Genomic DNA, 16,834 nt, shown 5'->3' on the forward strand with positions numbered 1-16,834 from the left:
GCACAGTGCTGGGTTATCACGTTCCGGATCCTGACGAAGCAATGCTGGTCAGCGGCGGTAAGAGCAAGGACAACGCGCCCTTCGGCGTCGTCATCGGACGCGGCAAATGGGTGATGCCGTTCTTCCGCAAAGTGAGCTATCTGTCGCTGGCCATGTTCGAGGCCGAGATCAAGGAGCGCTGCGTCACCAAGCAGGCCATCCAGCTCGAGGTGCGCGCGGTGATCGCGTTCAAGGTCGCCAACGACACCCAGTCGATCGTCAATGCGGCCCAACGCTTTCTGTCCGAACAGGAGCGGGAGATGTCGGTGCTGACCGGGCGCATCTTCTCCGGACACCTGCGCTCGATCGTCGGCTCGATGACGGTCGAGGAGATCATCCGCGAACGCCAGCGGCTGGCCGACGAGGTGCTGGTGGCCTCCAAGGTGGAGATGAGCAACATCGGGCTGTGGGTGGATTCGTTCCAAATCCAATCCATCGATGACGGCAATCTGGGATACATCACCGCACTGGCCGCACCGCACAACGCGGCGGTACAGCGCGATGCGCAGATCGCCCAATCACAGGCAGCCCAGCATGCCGCCGAGGCCGAACAGGAATCGCTGCGCCGCCGAGCCGAATATCAGCGCGAGACCGCCATTCTCCAGGCGCAGTATCAGCAGGATATCGATAAGGCCAATGCCGAGGCGGCACAGGCCGGCCCGCTGGCCGAGGCCAAGGCGATGCAGGAGGTGCTCACCGCACAGGCCGAACAGGCGCGCAAAGAGGCCGAGTTGCGCGAGCAGCAGTTGCAGGCCGAAGTCGTGAAACCCGCTCAGGCCGAAGCGGAACGGGTGCGCATCCTCGCCGTGGCCGAGGCCGATCGGACCCGGATCCAGGCCGAGGCGGCGGCCTCGAACAACCGGATCGCCTTGGACCAGTTGCTGATCGAGCAGCTGCCGGAAATCGTCAAGCAGGCCTCCAACGGCCTGGCGAACGCCAACCTGACGGTGCTCAACGGACCCGACGGTGTCGGCGAATTGGTCAACGGAATGGTCGGTCAGGGCCTGACTGTATTCAACTCGTTACAAAAGGCGCTTTCATCCAACGACGGAGAAAATGCGGGCTAAAGTGGCCGAGTAGCGACGGCGCGAGGAGCGGGTGTTGGTGTCCATCGGGAAATTGGTGTCGTTCGACAGTTCGCGGGGATTCGGGTTCATTCGGCCCGACGATGGTGGCCCGGATGTGTTCGTTCATGTGAACGACATCGGACTGGACGAGGACGAACTGCGCCAGGGGCGGGTGTTCGAATTCGATGTGACCGAGGGTGATCGTGGTCCGAAGGCCGTCAACCTCGCCGTGGTCGGCGGTCAACCGCTACCACCCGCTCCTCGGCACAAGAAAGACAAGTCCGGCTCCGGCCAGCTGACCGCCACCGAACACAAACGCCTGATCACCGAGCTGCTATTGGACGCCAGCCCCGCCCTCACCGCCGGTGAGATCCTCACCATCCGCGACCGACTTACCGCCTTCGCCGATCAGCACGGCTGGCTGGAATAGCGCGCAAGCTCCCCATCTTCTCGGCACTTCGGGCGATCCAGGCGAGGTTCACGACCTTGTCGGACCGGGGTTCTACGATCAAGCCACAACCCCGGCCGCACCGATGAATCTGCGTCGACTGCGACGTCGATAAGGGTGAGAGCACGGACCCCGAGGAGGATGCTGTGGACTTACCCGTGATGCCGCCCGTCAGGCCGATGCTGGCGAAAACGGCGCCCTCGGTGCCGCACGAGCCGGGCCTGAGTTACGAACCGAAATGGGACGGCTTTCGCTGTGTGGTGTTCCGCGACGGCGACGAAGTAGAACTCGGTTCCCGCAACGACCGCCCCCTCACCCGCTATTTTCCGGAGGTCGCCGAACTGCTGAAGGCGGCGCTGCCGGATAAATGCGTGGTGGACGGTGAAATCGTGGTGGTCACCGATCAGGGACTCGATTTCGACACCCTGCAGAACCGGTTGCATCCGGCGGCCTCCCGGGTCAACAAGTTGGCCAAGGAAACACCTGCCAGTTTCGTCGCCTTCGATCTGCTCGCCCTCGGCGATAAGGATCTGACCGGTGAACCGTTCGCCGAACGCCGACGGCTGCTGGAGACCATTCTCGATACCGAACTCGCCAGGGTGCATCTGACCCCGATCACCCAGGATCCCGCCGTCGCCGAGGACTGGTTCACCCGCTTCGAGGGTGCGGGTTTCGACGGCGTGATGGTCAAGTCGAACGAGCTGGCGTATCTGCAGGACAAGCGGGTGATGCTCAAGGTCAAACACGAGCGCACCGCCGACTGCGTGGTGGCCGGTTTCCGCTGGCACAAGGACGGCGAAGGCGTCGGATCCCTGCTGCTCGGACTCTTCGACGACGCGGGCAATATGCATCATGTCGGGGTGGCGAGCAGTTTCACCGCAGCCAAACGCAAGTCGCTGGTGGATGAGCTGAAACCGTTGCGGGAGAACGCATTGGCGAATCATCCGTGGCGGGAATGGGCCGATGCGGCGGCGCAGGCGAAGGCCGATGGCAAGATGCCGGGCGGGGTGAGCCGGTGGACCGGCGGTAAGGATCTGTCCTGGGAGGCGCTGCGTCCGGAGTTGGTCGCCGAGGTCCGCTACGAACATGTGCAGTCGGGCCGCTTGCGGCACGGCGGCAGGCTGGTTCGCTTCCGGTCCGATCGCACACCCGAATCGTGTACCTATGCCCAGCTCGACGAGGTCGCGCCGGCCGAATTGAGCGCCATCTTCACCGAAGCCCGGGGGAAATGATGAGCGAGTCGGTCGATATCGAGGTCGACGGCAGAACCGTCACCATCAGCAATCCGAACAAGGTCTATTTCACCAAACGCGGTGAGACGAAACTCGATCTGGTGCGCTACTACCAGGCCGTGGCCGAGCCGTTCCTACAAGTGGTGCGCGATCGGCCGCTGCTGCTGGAGCGGTATCCCGATGGGGCCTCCGGTAAGTCGTGGTTCCAGAAGCGGGTGCCGAAATCCGCGCCGGACTGGCTGCACACCGTCGAGGTCGCCACACCCAATGGCACCACCAGCGATGCCCTTGTCGCCCATGATCTCGCGCACATTCTGTGGGCGGTGAACCAGGGCTGCCTCGGCTTCCACGTCTGGCCCAATCACGTCGACGATCTGAATATCGCCGATGAGCTGCGCATCGACCTGGATCCTTCCCCCGGCATCACCTTCGACGATCTCAAACACGCCGCGGTACTCACCCGCGAGCTGTTCACCGAACTCGGCATCGACTCCCGCATCAAGACCTCGGGCTCGCGCGGATTGCACATTTACGTTGCGCTGGAACCGAAATGGGACGGCTACCAGGTGCGCGCAGCCGCCGTCGCGCTGGCTCGGGAGCTGCAGCGACGGCATCCGGATGAGATCACCGCACAGTGGTGGAAAGAGGAGCGCGGCAACCGCGTCTTCGTCGACTTCAACCAGAATGCCCCGCACAAAACGGTTTTCGGCGCGTGGTGCGCGCGCCCGAAGGTCGGCGCGCAGGTCTCCACGCCGATCGCCTGGTCCGATCTGGAGACCGTGGTCCCAGAGGAATTGACCATTGCCACCGTCCCCGCGCGGCTGGCCGAATCCGGTGACCCGTGGGCGCAGCGACCGGCCCAATCCATCGAGCCGCTGCTGAAAATGTCGGAGCGCGATATGGCATCCGGACTCATGGACGCACCGTGGCCACCGCAATATCCCAAGATGCCGAACGAGCCGCCCCGGGTACAACCGAGCCGGGCCAAGAAGCCGGAAATGGAAGGCTAGCTACCTGAAGGCTATTGCGGCCCGGACCGCTATTCGGTCCACAGCACCCACACCTTGCTCTCACAGGTAACCGCGCGCCCGTCCGCCGTGCGAGCACTCTTGCTCGAACCGTCGCATTTGGTTCCGGGCTCCGCGACGGTACCGCCCACGGTGTACGGACCGTTCCACTGGTAGACACCGCCACTGGCCAGGCACAGCAGAGTGGTGCCGTCGGCCCCCGTACCGATGCGACCCGGCTCGGTGCACACCGTGCCCTTCTTCGGGGTCACCTGGCTCGTCGACGTGGGCGGAGGTGTGATGACGGTCGGCGCGACCGAGGGCTGCACGACGGCGGTCTGGGAGATGGTGGAGGGCAGCGCGACACTCGATACGACGGGGGTCCGGTTCATCCCGGACAGCGCGTCGGAGAAGTTGCCGCCGGACAGCACGACATATCCGGCGATACCGACCACCTCGATCACGCCGAGCAGCAGCGCGCAGACCGCCATGGTCTTACCGCGCGGATGGCTGAACGCGATGAACCCGAACACGATCGCGACCGGGAAGAGGCCGAGCAGCGCGGCCACCAAGGCGACGATCGCATACGGGTTGACGATGGGCGGAACCTCGACCCGTAGTCGACCGGCCCGGGGAGCCCGCCGGGTCGGCGGCTCCACCTCCGGCCAGCGGTCGTTCGGATCGGTATCCGGCCACCGACCGATCGCTCCGGTCTCCGCCTCGTACTCCTCCGGCTGCGCCTCCGGCCAGCGCTCGCGCTCACGGTTATCCGTCCGTGCCATCCAGGTCCCTCTTCCACACCACAAAACCGCGCAGGAACCTCGAACTGCCCGGACCCGCCCCGATACCGACAAAGGATAGGGGCCGACGGCCGCAACATCATCCGAAACGGCCGATCGATCGTCATCAAACCGTAATCGCGAAAGCCGCCATGTCAACTCACCTGTCCTCGTCAGCGGGGTGAACGGTTTCGGTACGGTGCGGTTCGAGCAGTGGAGTAACAAACCGGCAAACACCACTCGCGCGCTACGCCATAGAGGTACATGCTGGTCCCGGAACCTATCTATGCGGCGATTTCGGCACAGGAGGCAGCCATGCGCGGTGGCTCCGGTTCGAGAGGAAAACAATCGCGCCCTTGGCATTCCCACGCGGGCGATCTACTCGGTGACGACTACAACGTTCCCGGCATCATTCTGTGCTTGCTCGGCGTCGTCGCCATGGCGTGCACCCTCACCGCCGCTGGCTACGGTTTCATCGGCTGGACCCAGATCGGCGCGATAGTGACGGCCGCACTGTGGATCACCGGAGTGGGCGCACTGCTGGTCGAGCATCGCCGCGAGGAAGTGATCGAGCTGAAGTACGGTCGCACCGGGCACGCGCCGGGCCATATGCGGCCCGTCCGCTACAGCGCCACCGAACGCAGGCTCGCGCCCGGTGAAAGCCCTTCGGAATTGCCGAAATAGCCCACGCCGCAACGTCAGCGCCCCGGATCCACCTTCGGCATGGTCTCGGTCACCAATGTCATAAGCATGTCGGCCAGCAGCACGTGCACCTGCCCGCGAGTGAGGGTGCCGCGGGTGATCCATTCCCGGCCCGCGACTTTCACCAGACCACCGAATGCGCGGACCATGGCACGCAATTGCGCACTGTGTGCCGATTCCGCGCGCCCGACCATCAGCAGCATCCGCTCGGCGGCCGCGTCATCGGCCTGATCCAGGATCTGTTGCACCTCCGGATCGTCGCCGACGCCCTCATGGCTGGTCACCTTGACCCAGGTGCTGCCGTGTTCGGAGATCACATCCAGCAGCCAGTGCACGCTCGCCTCGACACGTTCCCGGTCGGTGCCGGTCGGTGCGACCATATCGTCCAGGCGCGGCAGGGTGACCATCCGGCGCACGACCGCGAGATACAGGTCGCGCTTATTGCCGAAGTAATGGTTGATCAGCCCGCGCGCGACCCCGGCGCGCTGCGCGAGCTCCGCGGTGGAGACCGCCGCGTAGGGCCGCTCGCCGAACATGTCGATCGCGCACTCCAGGATCTGTGCGCGTCGCTCGTCCGGTTCCAGCCTGCGCCTGCGTGGCTGCGCCTCGGTGTTGTTTCGAGCGACCCGCAAGCGATGATCGCTAGCGGCATCGTTTCGAGCGACCCGCGAGCGATCGCTAGCGGTGAACTCAGAGTGACCTGGCAATGAGATCCTTCATTACCTCGTTGCTGCCCGCGAGGATGCGCAGCACTCGGGCACCGGTGTAGAGCTGGGAAATCGGATACTCCGTCATGTAGCCGTAGCCGCCGAACAGTTGCAGGCAGCGATCGACCACAATACCGAGTTGATCGGTGAGCCAGTACTTCGACATCGCAGCGGTGGGAATATCGAGTTCGCCGCGCAGATGTTTGCTGATGCAGTCGTCGAGGAAGATTCGGCTCACCTTGGCGATGGTCGCGCATTCGGCCATCTCGAATTTGGTGTTCTGCATAGCGAATAACGGCTTGCCGAAGGCCTCGCGCCCCTTGGTGTATTCGACGGTCAGGTCAACCGCCTGCTCCATCATGGCGACCGCGAGGATGCCGGTGACCAGTCGCTCCTGGGCCAGCATCTGCATCATCTGATAGAAACCCTGCCCTTCGGCTTCGCCGAGCAGATTCGACGCGGGCACGCGTAGCCCGTCGAAGAACAGCTCAGCGGTGTCCTGGGCCTTGCCACCGATCTTGTTCAGGATGCGGCCGCGTTTGAAGCCCGGGGTATCGTCGCCGACCTCGGCGAAGATCAGCGAGACGCCCGCCGCGCCCTTGCTCGGATCGGTCTTGGCGGCGATGAGAATGCCGTCGCAGAGCCAGCCATTGGTGATGAAGATCTTCGAGCCGGTGATGACGTACTCGTCGCCCTCGCGGACCGCGCGGGTCTTGATGTTCTGCAGATCCGAGCCGGTGCCCGGTTCGGTCATGCCGATCGACAACACCATCTCCCCGGTCGCGGCCTTGGGCAGCACCCGCTGCTTGAGGTCTTCGGTGCCGAAGTGGTGAATGTACGGCGCGATGATCGAGGTGTGCACGGCCATGCCCATGGAGCCGTCACCCGCGAAGGCCTGTTCCTCGATGATGGCGGCCTCGTGCGCGAAAGTGCCGCCACCGCCGCCGTATTCGGTCGGGATCGCGGTGCAGAGCAGGCCGAGCTCACCGGCCCGGTTGTACAGCGCGCGATCGGGATGCCCCTGTGTGACGAACTTCTCCTCATGCGGGACGACTTCCTTCTCGAAGAAGTTTCGCGCCAGCTCCCGAACCGCCTCGACCTCGTTGTCACTCCATGCCGCGCGTGCCATCGCAGAAATCCTTTGCTCGGTGTCAAATTTGCGGCACTCGCGGGGCCCTACGTGGTCACGCAAGCTATCGCCTTCGGGCCGGTCGCTCCTGCCGCGGGCGCGGGCCTGTCGCACCCGCGTCTCGACATCAGATTGGCGAACTATTGGCACAATGTCAACAAAGCGGATACGCCGCAGGTCGAGTTGGCTTTACGAGGGCGCGGAATGCGATTCAGCCGGTCGGCCGCCGGGCTCGGTTGACGGCCGCGAGCGAGGTGAAGCTCGGGAAATCCGGATCGGCCGAGATGCCCTGACGGCGCAGGAATCCGTCGATCAGCCGCCAGACGAATTCGGTTGCCTGCTCGACGAATTCGTCGGTGCCGTCGGGACGGCGGGCATCCGCATCACCCAGCCACATAGCCCATCGTGGTTTCGTCCCATTGATTCGGGTAATGCGTACTGTCAGTATCGGATCACGTACCGGCGGTACACACGCAGCATTCAGCGCATCGATCGAGGCAAGCAGATGACCGAACCGCTCGACTCCCCCGACCCGACCGGCATTCAACGTCCATACCGCCGGTCCACGGTGCTCGGCGCGAATAGCGAGCTGGCCGTCTTCGAATGGGGCGAGCGCAGTGCGGAACCCCTCGTCTTGGTGCACGGCCTGTCCGATACCCATCTGGTCTGGTCCGCGGTGGCGACGCTGCTGGCCGACGGCTTCCGAGTCATCGCCTATGACGTGCGCGGACACGGTGAATCGGCGAAACCCGCTGTGCCGCAGGACTACCGACTCGATCAACTGGCCGATGATTTCTTCGCGCTGATCGATGCGGTCAGCCCGAAGCGGCCGGTGCACGTCTGCGGACACGGCTGGGGTGCGGTGCAAGTCTGGGAGGCGGTCTGCGACCCGCGTGCCAATACCCGGATCGCCTCGTTCACTGCCGTAGCGGGTCCGAATCTCGATCACGTCGGCATGACACTGCGCGAATTGGCAGGCCAACCACGCCGAGCGCTGGAGCTGATCGCCGACCGGAAATTCTGGCGGCACGGCGTCGGAACGGCCCAGACCGCAGCGCGACGGATCGCCTATCCACCGCGGGTGCGCACCTGGTTGATCGAATGGCTCGGCGGCGTCGCCCGCACGTACGCGCCGATCGCCCCGACCTGGCGCGCGGATCTGGCCGCGGGCGCACGGATCGCCGTGGCCAATCTGCCGCATCATCTGCTGCGGCCGCGTGAGCGCAGCACCGCGGTGCCGGTGCAGTTGGTTGTGGACACCACCGATGTGTTGGTGCCGCCGTTCCTCTACTACGGCAGCGCACGGTGGGTGGATCGGTTGTGGCGCTGCCCGATTCCGGCCGATCACTGGTTGCCGGTGACCGAACCGCTGCTCGTCGCCGAGGCCATCGCGAACTTCGTCGAGGATCTGCACGCCGCGAACGCCAGCATCCCGCAGTGATCGCAGATGCCCGCCAACGGTGGGTGGCCGGGAAATCCGACGGGGTGGTACTTTGCGCGCATGACCGGACCGGGGGAACAACAGAATCAGCCCAACGACGCATGGTGGGCGCAGCAACAGCCGCAGCAGGGACCGCAGTATTCGCAATCGGATCCCACGATGGTCGGGCAGCCGGGTTATCAGTTGCCATCGCAGCCCGCGGTTCCGGTCGTGGGACCGCAAGGCGATGCCGGACCGCAGAGCCCGGCGGAGCAGCAACCCGCTGATCCGACGATGGTGCGGCAGCCATTCGATCAGCCGGTGACCGCGCCCGCCGGATCGGGGACCGGATATCCGCAACCGGGATACCAACAGTCCTCACCCGGATATCCGCAGCCGGGGACACCGCAGGCCGCACCCGGATACCAGCAGAGTGGGGCCCCGCAAGCCACACCCCCCGGCCACCAGTCGGGGACCGGATATCAGCAACCGGCATATCACCAGTCCTCACCCGGATATCCGCAGCCGGGAACACCGCAGGCCGCACCCGGATACCCGCAAGCCGGTTTCCAACAACCCGGATTCGAGCAGCCCCTGTCCGGATTCCCGCAGGCTGCACCGGGTTTCCAACAGCCCGGATACCCGCAACCCGCACCCGGATATCAACAGCCGCCCAAACCCGGCGGCAAAGGCTGGCTTTGGGCGCTCGGCGCGGTCGTCGTCACCTCCGCGGTGTGGGCGGGTGCGATGTTCGCGATCGGCGCGTTCGACGCGGGCAAGGCCGATATCAGCAAGGATGCCGATCTGCGCGGCTACAAGTATGTCGCCAATCTCTGCGATCTCACCGACACCTCGCCCTACACGAGCGCGGGCTTCACGCTGTCGAAGACCGATTCCTCAGGCAATACCTATCCGAAGCACGAGGGCTCCAAGCACGCCGCGGTCGATTCGATGGGGTGCGATGTCCGCTTCACTCCGTCCGGCTCGACTGAGAAGTACGACTACGCCGCCATCTACACCAGCGCGCAGGTGCACAAGCAGACCAATCCGGGACCTGAATTCACCGCGTCGTACGAGACCTGGACCCAGAGCGCATACGGCAAGGACGCGAAGGTCGACAAGATCTCCGGACTCGGCGACGAGGCGTATGTGATCACCGGCAAGCACAAGTCCGACGATCCGACGGCCGATATCTCGTTGGCCATGCGCGACGGCTGGACCACCTACCACATCAGCTGGTCGCAGTATTCGTCCAGTTCGTCGAAGTCCCCGGGCAAGATCCTCAGCGCGTCCGAGGTCACCGATCTGCTGAAGAAGACGGCCACCTCCACAATGAGCAAGCTGCGCAAATAGGTGGCATCCGGTCGGTGCGGACCGCCCGCGCCGACCGGTCCGCATTCGAATGCGACAATGACTGGGTCAACCTCCCAGTTCACGAAGGATAAACCCGCATTCCGATGGTCGAGAACACCGCGTCGACGTCTACCGCACCAACGCCGAGCGGCACCGCCATCGACCCCGATGAGCTGGCGATCTGCCTGCGGGTGCTGGAGCAGGCCGGGCAGTTGGACAAGGACGATCCGGCTTCGGTCACGGTGCAGCGCGCCGTCGGCCATATGTTCAAGAAATTGAAGCAGCGCAAGCGAACCGTGGCCAGGGATTCGGTCGCCGAGGCGGACCGTGCGGTGGTCGCGGCGACCGCGACCGGTTCACCCAATCGCATCGATGACGAAACCGCCGGCATCCCGCTGACCTCGAATGCGGCGGGCGCGAGCGCGGGCACGCTGATCCGGCCGCGGCCCTGCTATGTCTGCAAACAGCGGTATACCCGGGTCGATGCGTTCTACCACCAGCTGTGCCCGGACTGCGCGGCCACCAGCCACGCGAAACGGGACGCCCGTACCGATCTCACCGGACGGCGCGCCTTGCTGACCGGCGGTCGCGCCAAGATCGGCATGTATATAGCGCTGCGACTGCTGCGCGACGGTGCGCACACCACCATCACCACCCGCTTCCCGAACGATGCGATCCGCCGCTTCGCCGCCATGGACGACAGCGCCGACTGGCTGCACCGGCTGCGCATCGTCGGTATCGATCTGCGGGATCCGGCCCAGGTGGTCGCGCTCGCTGATGATGTCGCGGCACAGGGGCCGCTGGATATTCTGATCAACAATGCCGCCCAGACCGTGCGCCGCTCCCCTGGCGCGTACAGCGCGCTGGTCGAGGCCGAATCCGATCCGCTGCCCGCGGGTGTGCTGCCGGATGTGGTGACCTTCGGCAAGACCATGCAGGCGCACCCCACCGCACTCACCGCATCACTGACGCCGTCGCTGTCCTCAGCTGACGTGGCGGAACTGGCCTTGGTCGCGGGATCGGCCACACCGGAACGCATTTCGCGCGGTATCGCCATCGATGCCGGTGGTCTGGTGCCGGATCTGGCGCACACCAACAGCTGGGTGCAGACCGTTGCCGAGGTGGACCCGACCGAACTGCTCGAGGTCCAGCTGTGCAATTCGGTGGCGCCGTTCATTCTGGTTTCGCGGCTGCGCCCGGCAATGGCCGCCGCCGCGGCCAGCCGCAAATACGTCGTGAACGTCTCCGCCATGGAGGGCCAGTTCTCCCGCGCGTACAAGGGGGCCGGCCACCCCCATACGAATATGGCCAAGGCCGCGCTGAATATGTTGACCCGCACCAGCGCCCGCGAAATGTTCGAACAGGACGCCATCCTCATGACCGCCGTGGACACCGGCTGGATCACCGACGAACGCCCGCATTACACCAAACTCCGCCTCGCCGAAGAGGGCTTCCACGCCCCCCTGGACTTGGTGGACGGCGCCGCCCGCGTCTATGACCCCATCGTCCAAGGCGAAGCCGGCACCGACCTCTACGGCTGCTTCCTCAAGGACTACCAGCCCTCACCCTGGTAATCGACGCAGTGCCCAGGGTTACGCTGGGCATATGGTGTATCGGCTGCTGGCTGATGCCACCGCCGCGGTGCATTTCGTATTCGTGGTGTACGTGGTGGTCGGCGGGTTCGTGGCGTGGCGGTGGCCGCGCACCATCTGGCTGCATCTGATCGCATTCGGCTGGGGATTCAGCACGGTGCTGTTCGGATTCGATTGTCCGCTCACGTATTTGGAGAATTGGGCGCGACATCGGGCCGGGATGGCGGGGCTGCCGCCGAGCGGGTTCATCGACCATTATCTGACCGGGGTGATCTACCCGCAGAGTGCGCTGGGTTTGGTGCGTGGGCTGGTCGCGGTGTGCGTGGTGGTGTCGTGGGTGGGCTATGCCTGGAGGGTGCGGACGATGAGGTCGGCGACCTCGGAGACCTTGTCGTCGAGGTAGAAGTGACCGCCGGGGAAGACCGTGCGGTCGAAGGAACCGGTGGTGTGTTCGCGCCATTCCTCGGCCTGCTCCGGCGTCATCGTCGGATCTTCAGTGCTGACCAGGGCCGACACAGCGCAGGACAGCGAGGCGCCCTCGCGATAGCGGTAGGTCTCGATGGCCTGGTAGTCGCTGCGCACCGCGGGCAGTACCAGTTCGGCGAGACTCGGTTCGTCGCGCAGGATCTGGACGGACGCGGGATCGGTTGCCAGGCGCTCCAGATCACCGATCAGATCGTCGTCGGAGCCGAGATGCAGGCGGCCCGGCTCTACGAAAGTCGGTGCCGGACGGCCGGATACGAACAGCGCGATGAGCGACTGCCCCTTGCGTTCCAGGCGGCGTGCGGTTTCGAAGGCCACGGTCGCGCCCATGCTGTGACCGAACAGCGAAAGTTGTTCCACCGGGCCCTGATTCAGCACTTCGTCCACGATCCGATCGACGAGGGTGTCCATATCGCCGATGGTGGGCTCATCGAGCCGGTCCTGCCGACCCGGATACTGCACAGCCGCGACGGCGGTCCCATTGTCGAACCGTTCGGCCAGTGCCCGATACGCCGTGACCGCTCCCCCACCGGGCGGGAAACACAGCAGTTGCCGGCTCGGCGCGGGATGTGCGCGCAACACCCGCAGCCAGTCCGTGGCGGCGATGGCCTTGCCCACGTCGATCTCCTTCACCGTCGGAATTTCACCCGAGATATGTGCCGTACCAATCCAGGACCCGCTGCCACGCTTCAGCGGCGGCGGTCGGGTCGTAGCGAGGTCCGGTGTCGTTGAAGAAGGCGTGGTCCACATTCGGTGCGACGTATATCTCGTGGACGAGACCTGCCCGGTCAAGAGCCGCCTCCGCGGTTGGACGCGAGGCGATTACCCGCTCATCCTTGGCGGCGTAGATCCCGAGTACCGCTGCCTTCGAACCGGACAGATCCCCGTTCTCCGGGAAGGGTCCGTAAAACGGTGTCGCCGCAGCGAGTTCCGGCGTACCCGAGGCCAGCAGCAACCAGACCAGACCGCCGCCGAAGCAGAAGCCGGTGGCACCGATCTTCTGCTCCGGCACCCGCCGTTCCAGCTCGGCGATTCCAGCCCGCAGATCGCCGATGAACTGCTCCGGTGCGATCTTGCCGAGTTCGGCGGTGGCCGCCGCCGGGTCGGTGAAGGCGGCGGTACCGCCGCGTTCGGACAGTAGGTCCACGGCGAGTGCGGAGTATCCGGCTCCCGCGAAACGTGCTGTCACCGAACGGATGTGGTCGGTGAGTCCCTTGTTCTCGTGGATGACGAGCACGCCGCCGCGCGGCTGTGGCGCGGCCGCCCATGCGGCTTGTAGCTGGCGACCGCCCGGTCCGGGAAAGGTGATCGAGGTGGCCGGGACCGCGCCGCTGGTACCCGGTGGGGCCGAGGACGCCCCGGGTTTCGAGCCCGTCGACGCGGAATTCGCCTGGTCGCCGCTGCTGGAGCACGCGGCGAGCAATGCGACCGCGGCGGTGGCGCCGACGCCGAGCATTCCTAGTCGGCGCAGTGCTTCCCGGCGACCGATCAATCCGTCGGCATGGTCGGTGGCTATCTCTTCGGCGATATAACGCTGCAGCGGCGTCATGGCCACGACCCTACTACTGCGGCACAACAACTACTCTCGATCTCGTGATTGCGCACGAACAGCTGGTCCGCGACTACGAGGCCGGAATCGGTGTACCGGCCTCCGGCATCGTCCCCGCCGACGATCCGGGCAGCTGTTTGGCTGCGACGCTACCGGTTTGGGCGCTGGCCGCCGGATCGGTGGCCGCGGTGACGGCCGCGGCGAACCGAATCCGCGACGCACACCATCTCAATCCGGTGCTGCACCGGCTGGAGCCGGTACGGATCACCGCCGCCTTCTCCAGTGAACGCCTGCTGCGCGTCGGCGGTGCGCCCGCCAAGATATTCGCGGATCTGTCCGGATTCTTTCCCACCTTCGACGGCTGGGTCCGCACCCATGTCAACTATCCGCATCACCGCGCGCGATTGCTCGCCTCGCTCGGCCTGCCCGACGACGCCCCCGTCGATCTTGCGGTCGCGCAGATGGCGATGAGCCGGGCCAGCGATATCGAGGAACATGCGGCCGCGCACGGCGCCATCGCGGTCCAGGTGCGTTCCGAGCAGGAGTGGGCGCAGAGTCCGCAGGGCCAGGCCGCCGCATCGGGTCCAGTGGTGGCGATCGACACCCGAATCGACCAGGGCGAGCTCGGCCTGCCGATCGGCGCATCGCCGTTGCAGCCGTTGCGCGGGGTCCGGGTACTCGATCTCACGCGCGTGATCGCCGGACCTGTCGCGACCAGAACCCTTGCGCTGCTCGGCGCCGAGGTGATGCGGATCGACCCGCCGCACCTATCGGAGATCCCATGGCAGTACCACGACACCTGCCAGGGCAAACGCTCCACACTGCTCGATCTGCACCGGCACCTGCCGCAGGTCAACGAGCTGCTCGCCGCCGCCGATGTGCTGATCACCGGATATCGACCGGGCGCGCTGGAAAACGCCGGACTCACCGCCGCCCGTCGACCCGGCCTCGTGCACGGTCGGATATCGGCGTGGGGCGAATCCGGCCCGTGGGGTCGGCGGCGCGGTTTCGACAGCATCGTGCAGGCCGCCGCCGGAATTTCGATTGTCGAGGGCGCACCCGCGGTACCGGGGACGCTCCCCGCGCAGGCGCTCGACCACGCCTCCGGCTATCTGCTCGCGGCCGGTGTGATCGACGCACTGGTCGCCCGCGCACATGACGGCATCGGGCGCGATGTCCGAGTCGCATTGGCGCGCACCGCATCCTGGCTCCTCAATGCGCCCGGCCGCGCCCCGCGTCATCCGCAGGCCGCGCCGCCGAGTCCGATGGCGGCGGTCACCCACGGCAATGTCACCACCGCCGCGCCGGCGCTCGCCGAGTATCCGGATTACGCGTGGCCCGCACCGCGGTACGGTGCTGACCGGCCGGTGTGGCCGCTGCACACCCGGTAGAACTCGCGCTGGTCGACGCCCTCAGGACTCACCGGCCAGGGCCGCGATGGCCTTGGCCAGCCGCGCGCCGTCAGGCAGGTTCCCGCCGTGGGTAATCGTCCACAGGATGCCGAGTCCCTGGGTCAGCACGAAGTACAGTTCGGCGATCGCCAGGGCGGTGTCCGCGTCCAGATCCGGACGTGATTCCCGTAAGGCTCGGGCGATGTCCTCGTATGCACCGTTGAGGCTTTCGTCCATGTACGTCCGTGATTCCGGCGTCCGCGCGACGCGCACCAGATTCTCCAGACTGGCCAGCATGCCGTCCCGGTTGTCCTCGAAGACCTGCGGCATCGCGTTCCACATCTGCGTGAACGCCTCCAGGGGCGGCTGCCCGCTGCCCGCGCGGACCAGCGCCTCCATCCGGTCGCCGATATCGTTGCCGAGCGCCTCCGCGAGCGCCTCGGTGATCAGCCGATCCTTCGAACCGAAGTGGTAGCCGATCGCGGCCAGGCTCACACCCGCCGCCGCCGCTATATCGCGCGCGGTCGTCTTCGCCACGCCACGTTCGATGATGGCCTTACGCGCTCCCGCCAATAGGTCTTCTCGGTTTCCCATGACCTCAGCTTACACACCGCTAAGACATTTGTACTAGACATTCGTGCCAACCACGTGTTAGACATATGTCTGACACACTCGTTCGAGCGATTGGCCCGATAATGAGCACCAACTCCCTCCACATCCTCATCAGCGGCGGCGGCATCGCGGGCAACGCGCTCGCACTGCAGTTGCTGCGAGCAGGCATCCGAACCACCGTCGTCGAGCGCGCACCCAAGCCGCGCCCCGGCGGACAGGCAGTAGACCTGCGCGGACCGAGCCGCGAGATCGCCGAGCGGATGGGACTCATGCCGGGCATTCGCAAGTACCAGCTCGACGAGCGCGGCATGGCCTACGTCGACGAAAACGGCCGGGAGTTCGCCCGGATGCCCGCGGAGATGTTCGACGGCAAGGGTCCGGTGGCCGAAATCGAAATCACCCGAGGCGATTTGAATCAGGTCCTGCTCACCGAACTCGCCAGCACGGCGGGCGAACTCGATTACCGCTACGGGGAATGGATCGCGGCGCTGCGCCAGGACGACACGGGTGTCGAGGTCGACTTCGCATCCGGGCGCACCGAGCGTTTCGATCTGGTCGTCGGTGCGGACGGTGTGCACTCGGCGACCCGACAGCTGGCCTTCGGACCGGAGGAGCGGTTCGTCACCTATCTCGGCGGCTACATGTCGTTCTTCACCATCCCGACCCCAGCCGGAACCGAGCCGGGCTGGTTCAAGATGCATACGGTGCCCAGCGCCGCGGTCGCGATTCGGCCGGATGCCGATCCGGCCACCTCCAAGGCCATCATCACCCTGCGCACCGAGGCCGATCCGGCGCTGCGCCGCGACGTTGCCGCGCAGCAGCGGCTCATCCACGACATGCTGGCCGAGGCGGGATGGGAGACACCGGCGGTACTCGACGCGATGACCACAACCCCGGACTTCTATTTCGACATGCTGGCCCGTGTCGATATGCCTTCGCTGTCGACCGGGCGAGTCACGCTGCTCGGCGACTCCGGCTTCTGCGGCTCCCCGATGACCGGTATGGGTACTGCCATGGCCATTGTCGGCGCCTACGTCCTGGCCGGTGAAATCGCAGCCGCGCCAGATGATCTCGCGACAGCACTGACCCGCTATGAGCAGATCGTCGAACCGTTCCTCGACAAGGCCAAGGAGCTGCCCGGTGGCGGCATCAAGATGATGCTGCCCACTTCCCGCCTCGGCACACGGATGGCCCGCACGAGCATGAAGGTCATGACCTCACGGGTCATGCGTCCGGTAATGCTGCGGATGATGTCGAGTACCGACGACTACGTGCTGCCCACCTACTGAGCCGCCCGGGCCCGCTCGCTACGCTCGACTGGTGC

At 65.6% G+C, this 16,834-nt stretch carries 18 protein-coding genes; 11 read left to right on the forward strand and 7 right to left on the reverse strand.

Going from position 1 to position 16,834, the window contains the following annotated elements; translation table 11 throughout:
* Positions 1-5: 5 nt before the first annotated feature.
* The 4 genes from ACIBJI_RS05340 to ligD all read left to right on the forward strand — a co-directional run bounded on the left by ACIBJI_RS05340 (position 6) and on the right by ligD (position 3,796).
* Positions 6-1,106, forward strand: coding sequence for an SPFH domain-containing protein (locus ACIBJI_RS05340; protein ID WP_364340530.1), 1,101 nt, complete (start codon positions 6-8; stop codon positions 1,104-1,106).
* Positions 1,107-1,137: 31 nt separating this feature from the next.
* On the forward strand, positions 1,138-1,536 hold the full coding sequence (locus ACIBJI_RS05345; RefSeq protein WP_364340528.1) for a cold shock domain-containing protein: 399 nt from the start codon (positions 1,138-1,140) through the stop codon (positions 1,534-1,536).
* A 164-nt stretch (positions 1,537-1,700) separates the two neighbouring features.
* Complete coding sequence (locus ACIBJI_RS05350) at positions 1,701-2,786, forward strand: ATP-dependent DNA ligase (RefSeq protein ID WP_364340526.1); 1,086 nt, start codon at positions 1,701-1,703, stop codon at positions 2,784-2,786.
* Complete coding sequence (ligD, locus tag ACIBJI_RS05355; protein ID WP_396955140.1) at positions 2,786-3,796, forward strand: non-homologous end-joining DNA ligase; 1,011 nt, start codon at positions 2,786-2,788, stop codon at positions 3,794-3,796. Before ACIBJI_RS05350 ends, ligD begins: the two co-directional genes overlap by 1 nt.
* A 29-nt stretch (positions 3,797-3,825) precedes the next feature.
* Here the strand turns inward: ligD and ACIBJI_RS05360 are convergent, their stop codons facing one another.
* On the reverse strand, positions 3,826-4,575 hold the full coding sequence (locus tag ACIBJI_RS05360; RefSeq protein ID WP_364340523.1) for a DUF4190 domain-containing protein: 750 nt from the start codon (positions 4,573-4,575) through the stop codon (positions 3,826-3,828).
* 312 nt (positions 4,576-4,887) lie between these two features.
* Between ACIBJI_RS05360 and ACIBJI_RS05365 the strand changes: the two genes are divergently transcribed.
* A complete protein-coding gene (locus ACIBJI_RS05365; protein ID WP_397083149.1) occupies positions 4,888-5,256 on the forward strand; it encodes a hypothetical protein in 369 nt (122 codons plus the stop codon).
* Between the two features lie 14 nt (positions 5,257-5,270).
* Here the strand turns inward: ACIBJI_RS05365 and ACIBJI_RS05370 are convergent, their stop codons facing one another.
* The 3 genes from ACIBJI_RS05370 to ACIBJI_RS05380 all read right to left on the reverse strand — a co-directional run bounded on the left by ACIBJI_RS05370 (position 5,271) and on the right by ACIBJI_RS05380 (position 7,507).
* On the reverse strand, positions 5,271-5,906 hold the full coding sequence (locus tag ACIBJI_RS05370; RefSeq protein WP_397083151.1) for a TetR/AcrR family transcriptional regulator: 636 nt from the start codon (positions 5,904-5,906) through the stop codon (positions 5,271-5,273).
* Positions 5,907-5,964: 58 nt separating this feature from the next.
* Positions 5,965-7,110: an acyl-CoA dehydrogenase family protein gene (locus ACIBJI_RS05375; RefSeq protein WP_397083153.1), complete on the reverse strand. Its 1,146-nt coding sequence runs from the start codon at positions 7,108-7,110 to the stop codon at positions 5,965-5,967.
* Positions 7,111-7,321: 211 nt separating this feature from the next.
* Entirely contained in the window at positions 7,322-7,507 is a 186-nt protein-coding gene (locus ACIBJI_RS05380; RefSeq protein WP_396955136.1) for a hypothetical protein, read from the reverse strand.
* 108 nt (positions 7,508-7,615) lie between these two features.
* Here ACIBJI_RS05380 and ACIBJI_RS05385 point away from each other — a divergent pair, with 108 nt between their 5' ends.
* From ACIBJI_RS05385 to ACIBJI_RS05400, 4 genes are all read left to right on the forward strand, one after another.
* Complete coding sequence (locus ACIBJI_RS05385; protein ID WP_364340512.1) at positions 7,616-8,551, forward strand: alpha/beta fold hydrolase; 936 nt, start codon at positions 7,616-7,618, stop codon at positions 8,549-8,551.
* Between the two features lie 60 nt (positions 8,552-8,611).
* The gene (locus tag ACIBJI_RS05390) at positions 8,612-9,883 is read left to right on the forward strand and encodes a hypothetical protein (RefSeq protein WP_364340510.1); all 1,272 of its coding nucleotides are present in this window, start codon (positions 8,612-8,614) and stop codon (positions 9,881-9,883) included.
* A 104-nt stretch (positions 9,884-9,987) separates the two neighbouring features.
* Positions 9,988-11,457 carry an SDR family NAD(P)-dependent oxidoreductase gene (locus ACIBJI_RS05395; RefSeq protein WP_364340508.1) on the forward strand — a complete coding sequence of 490 codons (1,470 nt, stop codon included), beginning with the start codon at positions 9,988-9,990 and terminating at the stop codon, positions 11,455-11,457.
* Positions 11,458-11,488: 31 nt separating this feature from the next.
* Complete coding sequence (locus ACIBJI_RS05400; RefSeq protein WP_364340506.1) at positions 11,489-11,878, forward strand: DUF2784 domain-containing protein; 390 nt, start codon at positions 11,489-11,491, stop codon at positions 11,876-11,878.
* On the opposite strand, the gene ACIBJI_RS05405 is transcribed toward ACIBJI_RS05400, so the two are convergent.
* On the reverse strand, positions 11,818-12,591 hold the full coding sequence (locus ACIBJI_RS05405; RefSeq protein WP_396955135.1) for a thioesterase II family protein: 774 nt from the start codon (positions 12,589-12,591) through the stop codon (positions 11,818-11,820). The two genes, ACIBJI_RS05400 and ACIBJI_RS05405, sit on opposite strands and share 61 nt — an antisense overlap.
* A 10-nt stretch (positions 12,592-12,601) precedes the next feature.
* On the reverse strand, positions 12,602-13,507 hold the full coding sequence (locus ACIBJI_RS05410; protein ID WP_397083155.1) for a dienelactone hydrolase family protein: 906 nt from the start codon (positions 13,505-13,507) through the stop codon (positions 12,602-12,604).
* A 44-nt stretch (positions 13,508-13,551) separates the two neighbouring features.
* Here ACIBJI_RS05410 and ACIBJI_RS05415 point away from each other — a divergent pair, with 44 nt between their 5' ends.
* Positions 13,552-14,898, forward strand: a complete 1,347-nt coding sequence (locus ACIBJI_RS05415) for a CoA transferase (RefSeq protein ID WP_397083157.1) — start codon at positions 13,552-13,554, stop codon at positions 14,896-14,898.
* A gap of 21 nt (positions 14,899-14,919) precedes the next feature.
* On the opposite strand, the gene ACIBJI_RS05420 is transcribed toward ACIBJI_RS05415, so the two are convergent.
* Positions 14,920-15,492: a TetR/AcrR family transcriptional regulator gene (locus ACIBJI_RS05420; protein WP_364340498.1), complete on the reverse strand. Its 573-nt coding sequence runs from the start codon at positions 15,490-15,492 to the stop codon at positions 14,920-14,922.
* 101 nt (positions 15,493-15,593) lie between these two features.
* Here ACIBJI_RS05420 and ACIBJI_RS05425 point away from each other — a divergent pair, with 101 nt between their 5' ends.
* Positions 15,594-16,799 carry an FAD-dependent monooxygenase gene (locus ACIBJI_RS05425; protein ID WP_364340496.1) on the forward strand — a complete coding sequence of 402 codons (1,206 nt, stop codon included), beginning with the start codon at positions 15,594-15,596 and terminating at the stop codon, positions 16,797-16,799.
* Positions 16,800-16,834: the final 35 nt, after the last annotated feature.

Source organism: Nocardia sp. NPDC050408, assembly GCF_044458905.1.
Taxonomy (GTDB): Bacteria; Actinomycetota; Actinomycetes; order Mycobacteriales; family Mycobacteriaceae; genus Nocardia.